This window comes from Sphingobium sp. CECT 9361 (genome assembly GCF_918741285.1).
Taxonomy (GTDB): Bacteria; Pseudomonadota; Alphaproteobacteria; order Sphingomonadales; family Sphingomonadaceae; genus Sphingobium.
Map to the genome: position 1 here is coordinate 128,879 of NZ_CAKKNC010000009.1, position 11,553 is coordinate 140,431.

General features: G+C 62.0%; 12 protein-coding genes. 9 read left to right on the forward strand and 3 right to left on the reverse strand.

What is annotated here, in order from left to right:
- The first annotated feature begins 55 nt into the window (after positions 1 to 55).
- Complete coding sequence (locus LQ220_RS14385) at positions 56 to 658, forward strand: TetR/AcrR family transcriptional regulator (protein WP_025290636.1); 603 nt, start codon at positions 56 to 58, stop codon at positions 656 to 658.
- A 538-nt stretch (positions 659 to 1,196) separates the two neighbouring features.
- On the opposite strand, the gene LQ220_RS14390 is transcribed toward LQ220_RS14385, so the two are convergent.
- From LQ220_RS14390 to LQ220_RS14400, 3 genes are read right to left on the reverse strand one after another with little or no spacing between them, the layout of a single operon-like run.
- Positions 1,197 to 1,835, reverse strand: coding sequence for a glutathione S-transferase family protein (locus tag LQ220_RS14390; RefSeq protein ID WP_230188910.1), 639 nt, complete (start codon positions 1,833 to 1,835; stop codon positions 1,197 to 1,199).
- Between the two features lie 3 nt (positions 1,836 to 1,838).
- On the reverse strand, positions 1,839 to 2,300 hold the full coding sequence (locus tag LQ220_RS14395) for a MarR family transcriptional regulator (protein ID WP_025290634.1): 462 nt from the start codon (positions 2,298 to 2,300) through the stop codon (positions 1,839 to 1,841).
- Between the two features lie 10 nt (positions 2,301 to 2,310).
- Positions 2,311 to 2,736 carry an organic hydroperoxide resistance protein gene (locus LQ220_RS14400; protein ID WP_025290633.1) on the reverse strand — a complete coding sequence of 142 codons (426 nt, stop codon included), beginning with the start codon at positions 2,734 to 2,736 and terminating at the stop codon, positions 2,311 to 2,313.
- Positions 2,737 to 3,091: 355 nt separating this feature from the next.
- Between LQ220_RS14400 and LQ220_RS14405 the strand changes: the two genes are divergently transcribed.
- The 8 genes from LQ220_RS14405 (at position 3,092) to LQ220_RS14440 (ending at position 11,467) form a co-directional block, all read left to right on the forward strand.
- A complete protein-coding gene (locus LQ220_RS14405) occupies positions 3,092 to 3,241 on the forward strand; it encodes a hypothetical protein (protein ID WP_158013866.1) in 150 nt (49 codons plus the stop codon).
- A 35-nt stretch (positions 3,242 to 3,276) separates the two neighbouring features.
- Positions 3,277 to 3,999, forward strand: a complete 723-nt coding sequence (gene phbB, locus LQ220_RS14410; RefSeq protein ID WP_025290632.1) for an acetoacetyl-CoA reductase — start codon at positions 3,277 to 3,279, stop codon at positions 3,997 to 3,999.
- A gap of 94 nt (positions 4,000 to 4,093) precedes the next feature.
- A complete protein-coding gene (locus LQ220_RS14415; RefSeq protein ID WP_025290631.1) occupies positions 4,094 to 5,278 on the forward strand; it encodes an acetyl-CoA C-acetyltransferase in 1,185 nt (394 codons plus the stop codon).
- 180 nt (positions 5,279 to 5,458) lie between these two features.
- Positions 5,459 to 6,175: an LPS export ABC transporter ATP-binding protein gene (lptB, locus tag LQ220_RS14420; RefSeq protein WP_053000735.1), complete on the forward strand. Its 717-nt coding sequence runs from the start codon at positions 5,459 to 5,461 to the stop codon at positions 6,173 to 6,175.
- A 128-nt stretch (positions 6,176 to 6,303) separates the two neighbouring features.
- On the forward strand, positions 6,304 to 8,061 hold the full coding sequence (locus tag LQ220_RS14425) for an alpha/beta fold hydrolase (protein ID WP_025290629.1): 1,758 nt from the start codon (positions 6,304 to 6,306) through the stop codon (positions 8,059 to 8,061).
- Between the two features lie 3 nt (positions 8,062 to 8,064).
- Complete coding sequence (locus LQ220_RS14430) at positions 8,065 to 9,486, forward strand: bifunctional enoyl-CoA hydratase/phosphate acetyltransferase (protein WP_230188911.1); 1,422 nt, start codon at positions 8,065 to 8,067, stop codon at positions 9,484 to 9,486.
- The gene (locus LQ220_RS14435) at positions 9,483 to 10,676 is read left to right on the forward strand and encodes an acetate/propionate family kinase (protein WP_025290627.1); all 1,194 of its coding nucleotides are present in this window, start codon (positions 9,483 to 9,485) and stop codon (positions 10,674 to 10,676) included. The genes LQ220_RS14430 and LQ220_RS14435 overlap by 4 nt, the downstream gene beginning before the upstream one ends.
- Before the next feature lie 116 nt (positions 10,677 to 10,792).
- Positions 10,793 to 11,467, forward strand: a complete 675-nt coding sequence (locus LQ220_RS14440) for a TetR/AcrR family transcriptional regulator (RefSeq protein WP_039996368.1) — start codon at positions 10,793 to 10,795, stop codon at positions 11,465 to 11,467.
- Positions 11,468 to 11,553: the final 86 nt, after the last annotated feature.

Consider the following 11,553-nt stretch of genomic DNA (forward strand, 5'->3'; position numbering starts at 1 on the left):
TCGGCCCCAACCTCTCCCGCCGCGCGATCCCAGGGGTGGACGGCCGTCGCTTGAATTGGCGGCACGCCTTGGCGAGCATATTCTCGAGGTTGCCCTTCGGCAGTTCATCACGGAGGGCGCCGAAGGAGCGAGCATGGACAGGATCGCGGCGGCGGCGAATGTCTCGAAGCGTACGCTCTATACGCGCTATGGTTCGAAAAAGGCACTTCTCGTTGCGGCGACCGAACATGGAACCGCTCGCCACCTCAAGCCGATCAGGTCGGCCATTCCGCACGGAACGCCGCGGGAACAGGTTCTCCATGTCGCAAGGAAGCTGCTCGATCTTTCGCTCAGTGAAGAACTGATCGGCATACAAACCCTTGTGGATTGGATTGCAAAGCAGGGACTGGAAACGAACAGGCCGCGGCCCTCAATCGGCGCGACGGCAGGAGTATCGGTTATCCTGCCCATCCTCCGGCAAGCCGCTTCTAACCTCGACTCTCGGGATGACGACCTGCCATTTATTGCAGGCTTCGTTTTCGATGCACTTGTCGGAGCTCCAAGGACACGCATTCTCTGGCGACGAGATTTGGCCAATACTGCCCAGGCCAAGGCAGACTATCTTGAGCGGACGATGGACTTGGTCGCCCAAGCTGTTCCTCTCCTCGCTGGGAAATAGACGAATTGAACGCAAAAGCGAACTGCAAAGCCTGGTCAGGCTTGCTCCCTCGCCGCCGGTCTCGCTTAAGTCTTCGTCGCGAGCAAGATCGGGCCGCCGGCGGGCTTTCCCCAACAACAGGCTTGTTATGCCCTCTCGTTCGGTCCCGTGTCTTTCACAAGGAGACACTTCTCAGATCTTCTGGAACGCCCGATGACTGGTTGGAACGGTAATCAACCGGTCATTGCCGCGACGAACGCGGTATCGGATCTTTCCGCGACAGGCGAAAGCAACTGCGATGGTTGCTCCGCGCAATAAGCGGTCCTTGGCCTTTCAGATATCCGAACGGCAACAAACGTTCTTACGGCGGAACCTGAGATCGAATGGTAAACCTTGCGTTGGCGGTTCTGGCCAGGCCGGTATTTCGCAAAATGATCTGGCCCAGCGTTCGAAGGAGGGTTCGCGGCGTCAATCGTTTGGCAGTCCGCCGACAAAGGCTGATCACGCCGCACATCCGTGAAATCGCGCAAACGCAGCAGAGTTCTGATGCACCTGGACGTCACTCGAGTTTGAGTTGCAGCCCCGGATCCGCTTTCTCAATGGCCCTGACAAAAGCGGGCCTTTGCGCAATCCGGTGCAAATAGGCCCGAATAGCGGGATAGGGCGCGAGATCGAGCGGCACGAATTCCCGCATGGTCGTAAGAGGGAAGATCATCATGATGTCGGCGACCGTGAACACCTCGCCTGCCAACCAAGGGCCAGTCTGGGAAAGATGCGCTTCAAGCGCGGCGATGCCTCGATCAAATCGTTGCTTCATCAGCGCCGCCATGTCCCCGCTCGCCATCAACAGCATCATGCTAGGCAGAAACGAACCGTTGGCGAAATGATACCAGTAGAGATAGGTTGCAAAGTCAGCGTGATTGGCCGGAAGGGTCAGCCGCCCTCCACCATGGCGCGCAACGATATAGTCGATGATCGCGCCCGATTCGGCGAGGCAAAGCCCGCCTTCTGTCACAACCGGCGCGGTGCCGGAGGGATGAAGCGCCTTATAGGCCGCGGGCGCAAGGCGTGTGACGGGATCGCGATCGTACCGGATGAGAGAGTAAGGGATCTGGAGTTCCTCACAGAGCCAGACTATGCGGTCGGACTGCGAAACTCCCAGATGGTGGACTGTCAGCATGGCAGTTTCTTGGGTCATCGTTCAACTCCGTTCGACAAGCGAACCGTGGATGATGCCTACGAGCGCCCGCACCTGGTCGCGCAGGCCCACGATTTCGCCCTCTGTGATGGAAAGGCCCGCGACGAGCGTCGCCGGCACCGTCTCGGCCGATGCACGCAAGACGCGCCCCTCGGGAGTCAGATCAATCTGCACCCGTCTTTCGTCCTGCGGGTCCCGCGCCCGCTGGATCAGGCCCGCTTGCTCCATCCGCTTGAGCAAGGGCGTCAGCGTTCCGCTGTCGAGATATAGCGCCTCGCCGAGCGAGCCGACCGTCTGCGGCGCGTGCTTCCACAGCACAAGCATGACCAGATATTGTGGGTAGGTCAGCCCGAGATCGGCCAGAACAGGCCGATAGAGCCGAGCCAGCAGGTTCGACGCGGCATAAAGAGGAAAGCAGACCTGCCGATCGAGATCGAGTGGGTCGTCGCTGACCGGCAAGCTCATACATTGATCCTCAGTTCACCGACACCGAGATAGCGACATCGATATTGCCCTTGACCGCGTTGGAATAGGGGCAGACGGCATGGGCTTTGGCAACGATGTCCTCGGCCGTCGCTGAATCGAGGCCGGTAATAGCCACATCGAGCGCGACAGTCAGTGCAAAGCCGCCCTGCCCGTTCGGCTGCATGCCGACTTCGGCCACTACGATGATATCGTCGTCCTTGACCTTGTCCGACGTCGCACGCGTCACATGGATGACAGCATTCTCGAAGCAGGCGGCATAGCCGGCCGCGAAGAGTTGCTCGGGGTTGGTCGCGTCCCCCTTGCCGCCGAGAGGCTTTGGCAGAGCGAGAGAAAGATCGAGCAGGCCATCGTCGCTTTTGACGGTTCCGGCGCGGCCACCCACCGCAGTCACCTTGGTACTGTAGAGCGCGCTCATCCAGGTTCTCCTTGATCAGGTTGAGGCGTTGATATATTTTACACAATATAATTGTGCAAATGTTAAAATCTGACCGGTGGATTTTTCATCGCCGCCAAGGCTCGTTCCGTCGCATGTCGCGCCCCATCAGGGGCGGCCGTGCTCCATCCGGTTTGACCAGCGGAATACGAAACTTATAAGTATAGTTACTAATGGCGGACGCGCTGCCTCGCGTCGACAAAAGCGCCACAAGAAGCCTCAGAAATCTCAAGGAGAGTATGCCCTCGGCATGGAGTGTCGCTTCTGGCCTGAAGCTCCTCCTTGCCGCCTTCGATATCGTTTCGGGGCGGTGCTCATATCGGCCGGGAGGACACACATGTCCGATTTCGAGGGCAAGGCAGTGATTCTGACAGCGCTGCGATGGGGCCTGGCGACGCAATGGCGCAGGACCCCGCTTCTCTCAGGCCAAGCCTCCTTGAATGCCGGCGGCCGCTACCCTGTCGATGGCGACAATCTCGTCCGGTGATGCGTCCTCTTCTCCCTCAATCCAGGATATTGCCCATGCCCAGAACTGCGCTCGTAACTGGCGGCGTCACCGGAATCGGTGCCGCAACCGCAAAGCTCCTCAAAGAGAAGGGCTATGGCGTCGCCGTCAATTATTTCGGCAATGACGAGGAAGCCGACCGGTTCGTCGAGGAGACGGGCATTCCTGCCTATAGCTGGAACGTCGCCAGCTTCTCGGAAAGCCGGGACGGAATCGCCAAGGTCGTCGCGGAACTCGGATCGATCGACATCCTCATCAACAATGCCGGCATCACCCGCGACGGCACGCTCCACAAGATGACCGAGGAACAATGGCGAAGCGTCATCGACGTGGACCTTGGCGGCTGCTTCAACATGTGCCGCGCCGTTATCGAGGGCATGCGTGCGCGGCGTTTCGGAAGGATCGTCAACATCAGCTCGGTCAATGGTCTCTCCGGCCAGTTCGGCCAGACCAATTATGCCGCCGCCAAGGCGGGGGTGATCGGCTTCACCAAGGCGCTCGCGCTCGAAGGCGCGAGCCGCAACATCACCGTCAATGCGATCGCGCCGGGCTACACGGACACCGGAATGGTCGCGGCCGTGCCGGAGGAGGCGCTGAAGGCGGTATTGGCGGGCGTGCCGGTCGGGCGGCTCGGCACCCCGCAGGAGATTGCCCGCGGCGTGCTTTTCCTCGTCGAGGACGAGCAAGGGTTCGTGACCGGTGCCACGCTGTCAATCAACGGCGGCAAATATCTTCAGTAGTGGCTGACCGCCATCGCCACGAAGCGATCGTCCAAGTCGGCAGGTCAATCCAACTGTCTGGGAATCGCTTCAGGATCAAGGAAAGGACTTCCCCATGACCAGCCCTGTCTTCCTGTGTGCGCCCGTCCGCACCGCCATCGGCGCCTATGGCGGAACGCTCAAGGACATCACCGCGCCTTCCCTGGGCAGCGTCGCGATCGCCGAGACGCTGAAGCGCGCGGGCGTTGGCGCCAGCACGATCGATGCCGCCGTCATGGGCCAAGTAGTCCAGGCGGGCGCGAAAATGAATCCCGCCCGCCAGGCCGCCATCGCCGCCGGGCTGCCCGACAGCGTCCCCGCGCTCACCGTCAATCGCGTCTGCGGCTCGGGCGCACAGGCGATCGCGTCGGCCGCGCAGGAAATCATGCTGGGCCTAAGCCAGGCCGTGGTGGCAGGCGGCATGGAGAATATGGACCAGGCCCCCTATCTCATCGAGAAAGGACGCTGGGGCTACCGCATGGGCGACGGCAAGCTCATCGACGCCATGCTCCATGATGGCCTCAACGACGCCTTTTGCAACCAGCATAGCGGATGGGTGACGGAAGACCTTGTCGCGCAGTTTCAGATCTCACGCGAGGCGCAGGATGCCTGGGCGGCCCGGTCGCAACAGAATTTCAGCGCCGCCCAGGCGGCCGGCACGTTCGACGAGGAGATCGTGGCGGTCGAGATCCCTTCGCGCAAAGGGCCGACGGTCTTCGCAAAGGACGAGCAGAACCGGCCCGAAACGAGCCTCGAGAGCCTGTCACGCCTCAAGCCGGCTTTCCGGCCGGAGGGCACGATCACAGCCGGTAATGCCCCGGGCCTCAACAGCGGCGCGGCAGCCATGATCGTCGCCAGCGAACAATGGGCCGAGCGCAACGCTGTGGCACCGCTCGGGCGCCTCGTCGCCTTCGGTGTCGGCGCGGTCGCTCCGGGCCTGTTCGGGCTCGGGCCTGTTCCGGCCGTCCGGCAAGCGCTGGAACGGGCGGGCTGGTCGGTCGCTGATCTCGACCGCGTCGAGATCAATGAAGCGTTCGCCGCCATCGCCATAGCCGTGACGCGCGAACTCGGGCTCGCCGAGGATGTGGTCAATGTCGAGGGTGGCGCCATCGCTCATGGTCATCCGATCGGCGCGACCGGGGCCGTGCTCGCGACCCGGCTGTTGCACGCGATGAAACGCGAGGGCCTGCGCCGCGGGCTTGTCACCTTGTGCATCGGTGGCGGCCAGGGCGTCGCGCTCGCACTCGAAGCCGTCTCATGAGGTCAGCGCACACGGCAATCCCGGGCTTGCCCTTGGCTGGGCGGTCTGCTGCCCGAAAGGGTGAGCATGTTCGATGAAGCGCATGCATGGCTCGCCGGAAAACCGGATGATCCCGCTTGCCAGATCGATGTCGGCGGACAACAGGGCTGCGCCATCGGCCCCGAAGACACGCCCACGCCCATGCTGCGTGTGATGAACATCGAGAAAACGTTTGGAAAGCGCAAGGTGCTGGACGGCGTCTCGCTCGATGTCGCACCCGGTGAGATCGTCGGGCTCCTTGGCCCCAATGGGGCGGGCAAGACGGTCTGCTTCTATGGGATCATGGGCCTGCTCCGATTGGACGGTGGCCGCATCCTGCTTGCAGGAGAAGATGTCTCCGCACTTGCGATGAGCGAACGCGGCAAGCGGGGCATGGGATATCTGCCACAGGAATCTTCGATCTTCCGGGGCATGAGCGTGGAGGAAAATATTCGCGCGGTGTTGGAACTGCGCTGCCGCGATCGAGCGACGCTGGAGAAGCGGCTGGACGCGCTGCTCGGCGAGTTCAACATCGCCTATGTGCGCCATACGCCGTCCGGGGCGCTGTCGGGAGGCGAACGCCGCCGGTGCGAGATAGCAAGGGCCATGGCCGCCGATCCGAAAGTCATTCTCCTCGACGAGCCCTTCGCGGGTGTCGATCCGCTGTCTATCCTCGACATCAAGGCCATGGTTCGCGCGCTCAAACGGCGCAATGTCGGCGTTCTCATCACCGACCACAATGTCCACGAGATGCTCGAACTGGTCGATCGTGCCTACGTCATCCATGCCGGCAGGCTGCTTTTCGAAGGAGAGCCGCGGGCGATCCTCCATGACCCTGACGTGCGCCGGCTCTATCTCGGCAAGGATTTTGAGGAATGACGCTTGATTTCGAGCCGGCCCGCCGATCGGTGCCACGCCAGGAAGACATATGCAGCCGCCTCCAGGCCAAGCCAGTCCGCGGCGGCGTCACTCACCCGTAAATTATCGCGACAAGACAAGGATCGATCATGAGCGCTGAGACTATGACATCACCGCCCGACCCGCTGGACGGCATCGCCCAGACCCTCGACAATGCCGCAGGTGCCGCTATTGCGCAGGTGACTGCCGGGCTCGCCCCTGCAACGCTCCTGCAAGCCTTTTCGGATTGGGCACTGCACCTGGCCTTTTCTCCGGGAAAGCAGTTGCAGCTGGGCGCCAAGGTAGCGCGCAAATATACCCGGCTGTTCGACTATGCGATGCGAAGCGCAACCGACAGCGGGGCGACACTCGCGATCGAACCTTTGCCGCAGGACCGGCGCTTTGCAGATCCGGCCTGGAAGCAGCCGCCTTTCAATATCCTCTCGCAAGCCTTCCTTCTCAACCAGCAATGGTGGCATGCCGCAACCACCGGCGTGAGCGGCGTCACCAGCCATCATGAAGACATGCTTCAATTCACCGCCAGGCAGATGCTCGATGTCCTGGCGCCGACCAATTTCCTGGCGACCAATCCTTTGCTTCAGCAAAAAATCGTCGAGACCGGAGGCAAATGCCTTGTCGATGGATTCCAGCATCTGCTGGAAGACATGCAGCATCTCGCCCGGGGACTGCCGGCCGTCGGCGTCGAGAACTTCCGCGTCGGCGAGAATGTTGCCGTCTCGCCCGGCAAGGTCGTCTACCGCAACCGCCTCATCGAACTGATCCAATATGACCCGACGACGGAGAAGGTCCGCCCGGAGCCGATCCTGATCGTCCCCGCCTGGATCATGAAATATTATATTCTCGATCTCTCGCCCGAAAATTCCCTGGTCAAATGGCTGACGGACCAGGGTTTCACTGTTTTCATGATCTCCTGGCACAATCCTGGAACGCAGGATCGCGATCTCGACATGGAGGCCTATCGCCTGATGGGGCCGGTGGCCGCGCTCGATGCGGTGACCGCGATCACCGGCGCGTCGTCGGTCCACGCCGTTGGATACTGCCTGGGCGGCACCCTGCTCTCGATTGCGGCTGCCACCATGGCGCGCGATGGCGACGACCGCCTGGCGAGCGTCAGCCTGTTCGCTGCGCAGACCGAGTTCAGCGAGCCGGGCGAACTGGGTCTCTTCATCGACGAGGGGCAGCTTAGCCTGCTCGAGAAGATGATGTGGGGGCGCGGCTATCTCGACAGCAGCCAGATGGGCGGCGCCTTCCAGATCCTCAAATCGAACGACCTGGTTTGGTCGCGCATCCTCAGCGAATATCTGATGGGCGAGCGCGAGCCCATGAACGATCTTATGGCGTGGAATGCCGATGGCACACGCATGCCCTATGCGATGCACAGCCAGTATCTGCGGCGGCTCTTCCTCGACGATGATCTCGCTGAAGGCAAGTATAAGGTCGATGGCAGGACCATCGCGCTTTCAGCCGTCCGCAAGCCGCTGTTCGTCGTCGGCACCGAGCGCGATCATGTCGCCCCATGGCACTCGGTCCACAAGATCCATCTCCTCACCAGCGCGGAAATCACGTTCGTGCTGACTAGCGGCGGTCACAATGCCGGCATCGTCTCCGAGCCGGGCCATAAGGGCCGCCGCTATCGGGTGCTGACCAGGAAAGCGGATGGCCTGTCCTATGACCCCGAGGAATGGGAAGGACGCGCTGAGCGCAAGCAAGGAAGCTGGTGGATCGAATGGGGCGAGTGGCTTGGCCGTCATTCCGGCGAGCCGGTAGCACCCCCGCCGACCGGAAACTCCGAAAAGAACTATGCGCCGATCATGGATGCGCCCGGTCACTATGTCCTGGAGCGCTGAGCCATGAGCGAAGACGCCATGATCGAGAACCGCACCTTCGATGAGATCGGTGTCGGCGATACCGCAAGCATAGTCCGCACCTTGACCGGGCAGGATATCCAGCTCTTCGCGCTGGTGTCCGGCGACGTCAATCCGGCCCATATGGACGCGGACTATGCCGCGACCGATCTGTTCCGGCGGGTGATCGCCCATGGCATGTGGGGCGGCGGCCTGATCTCCGCCGTGCTGGGAACCGAGCTGCCGGGCCCGGGCGCCATCTACCTCAGCCAGTCGCTCCGTTTCACCCGGCCGGTGGGCCTGGGGGACACGATTACAGCCTCGGTCACAGTCATTGAGAAGCGCCCGGACCACGACATTGTCATATTCGACTGCCGCTGCGTCAATCAGGATGGGGAACTCGTGATTTCCGGCCAGGCCGAGGTCAAGGCGCCCAGGGAGAAAGTCCGGCGCGCACGCGCGACGCTACCCGAAATCCAACTGCGCGATCATGACGGCTATCGCAGGCTGATCGACCTCACGAAAGGCGAGCCGGAGAGCACCGCCGTTGCCCATCCGTGCAGCGCGGCGGCACTCCTCGCCGCCATCGAAGCGGCCGAAGCAGGACTGATCGCCCCGATCCTCGTCGGACCCGACGCAAGGATCAGGCAGGCGGCACAAGAGGCCGGCAAGGATATCTCGGGCGTCCGGATCGTCCACGCCGACCATAGCCATGATGCCGCCGCCAAGGCCGTGGCGCTCGTCCGGTCAGGCGAGGCCAGGCTGCTGATGAAGGGCTCGCTCCACACCGACGAACTGATGGGCGCGGTGGTTCGTTCATCCACTGGTCTGCGCACCGAGCGCCGGATCAGCCATGCCTATATCATGGACGTACCCGACCACCCTGCCCCTCTCATAATCACCGATGCCGCGATCAATATCGCGCCGACGCTGCAGGAAAAGGCCGATATCATTCGCAACGCCATCGACCTTGCCCAGGTGATCGGCATTGAAGAACCCAAAGTCGCGATCCTTTCCGCCGTGGAGACCGTCAACCCCGACATCCCGTCGACCCTGGACGCAGCGGCGCTGTGCAAGATGGCCGATCGGGGACAGATCAGCGGCGGCCTGCTCGACGGCCCGCTCGCTTTCGACAATGCGATCAGCGAAGCAGCAGCCAAAGAAAAGGGCATCGTCTCGCCGGTGGCGGGCAAGGCGGATATCCTGGTCGTCCCCAATCTCGAAGCCGGCAATATGCTGGCCAAGCAGTTGACCTTCCTGGGTGGTGCGGATGCCGCGGGCATCGTGCTGGGCGCGCGGGTGCCGATCATCCTGACGAGCCGGGCCGACAGCCTGCGCACGCGGCTTGCCTCCTGCGCGGTCGCGGTGCTGATGGCGCGCGCGGCGACCAGGGCCGCGCCGGGCCTGCCGCAGGAGCCGCATACATGAAAGCGGTCGTCAGCCTGAATTCGGGTTCCTCCAGCATAAAATTCTCGCTGTTTGTCGTCGATCCGGCCGGCACGCTTCAGCTCTCGGCCGGCGGCAAGATCGAGAAGATCGGAATTGCGCCGACCCTTGCGGCCCGTTCGGCTGATGGTAGCATGGTGCTCGAACGGGACTGGCCCGACGGCGCTTCGCTCAGCCATGCCGATCTGCTGGCGGACCTCTTCGCCTGGGCGGCGGATCATCCGCTCGAAGGCCGGGAGATCATCGCGATCGGACATCGGGTCGTCCATGGCGGCCCCGATTTTGCCGCGCCGCTCCTCGTCGACGACGCCCTCATCGACAAGCTTGAAGCACTGTGCCCGCTGGCGCCGCTACACCAGCCCCATAATCTGGCCGCGATCCGCGCGATCGCAAGGCTCCGTCCCGGACTGCCGCAGGTCGCCTGCTTCGACACCGCCTTCCATCACGATAAGCCCGCGCTGGCCTCGCGTTTCGCCCTGCCGCGCGCGCTCCACGACCAGGGCATCCGCCGCTACGGCTTCCACGGCCTGTCCTATGAATATGTCGCCCGGCGCCTCGCGCAAATCGATCCGGAGCTTGCGGCAGGGCGCGTGATCGCCGCGCATCTCGGCAATGGCGCCAGCCTGTGCGCCATGCAGGCGGGGCAAAGCATCGATACGACAATGGGCTTCACCGCGCTCGATGGGCTGATGATGGGCACGCGCTGTGGCGGTCTGGACCCCGGCGTAGTGCTGCATCTCCTGACACAGATGGGCATGACTACCGCGCAAGTCGAAGATCTTCTCTACAGGAAGTCCGGTCTGCTGGGTGTCTCGGGCCTATCAAGTGATATGCGCACGCTTTCCGCGAGCACGACCGCGCCAGCAGAGGAAGCGATCGCCCTCTTCGCCTGGCGGGCTGGCCGGGAGGCCGGGGCGCTCGCGTCCTCACTTGGCGGCCTAGATGGCATCGTGTTCACCGCCGGTATCGGCGAGAATGACGCCGGCATGCGTAGTCGCATCTGCAACAGCCTGAAATGGCTCGGGCTCGAGATTGACGAGATCGCCAATGCTGGCAACGGCCCTTTGATCAGTCTGCCCGATAGCCTGATCAAGGTCTATGTTATTCCGACCGACGAGGAGCGCATGATCGCGCTGCACACCTTGCAAATATTGAGCGAGAAGCTTGCATGAGGCCGCTTGTGGATTTGGCGGTCAATGAGGCGACCGCCGTTCCACCAAATCTGAAACGAGCATTGTGCCGGCGCAATACGTCATATATGTTCAACTGAACATATCATGGAGCACGCATGTCGAGTGAAGTCATCTTTCCTCCTGCCACTCCGCCCCGTGGGCGTAGGCCCAAGGATATGGCAGGAGGCAGGCAAGAGTTGTTGGCTGCCGCCATTTGTGCATTTTCGCATGACGGGTTTGAGCGCGCGGATCTGAGAGGAATCGCGTCGGCGGCCGGTGTCAGCCAGAACCTGATTCGCGTGCATTTTGGAAACAAGGCTCAGCTCTGGAATGCGTGCCTTGACACAATAACGAAAAGTGCGGCCGGGATAATTTCCGAGATCTCGAAAATTGCCTCCGACGAAAGCCGTTCGGTTCACGACCGCCTTTGCGACGTACTTCCTCGCATAGTCTATTTTTACTCCGATCACCCCTACGTCAGGGACTTTGTCGTTCGGCACGCTGCAGACAGGTCTGAACGATCAACGTTGGTCACGGAGCAACTCATTTATCCCGCCTATGAAAGCTGCCGTGCCCTTTACGAGGACGGGATCGCTCAAGGCATTATCCGGGCGAGTCACCCAGCACTTTTTTTCGCATTGCTAAGTGCCGCAGCCAATCAACCTGCAAGTTTTCCGACCGTCCTGCAATCTCTTGCCCCTGAAATACCTGCGGATGCCGCGCGGATCCTCATTGCAGAAACCATTGTCGAAACGTTGCTTCACGGCGAGCCATGCCCGCCGCAACGGTAAAAAAGGAGCAAAGCCGCTCGACGCCTTCAAAGGCTTCAGAGCGATTGCCGACGGACGCGGTTTCGCTGTGCATCTGGACAACGGCG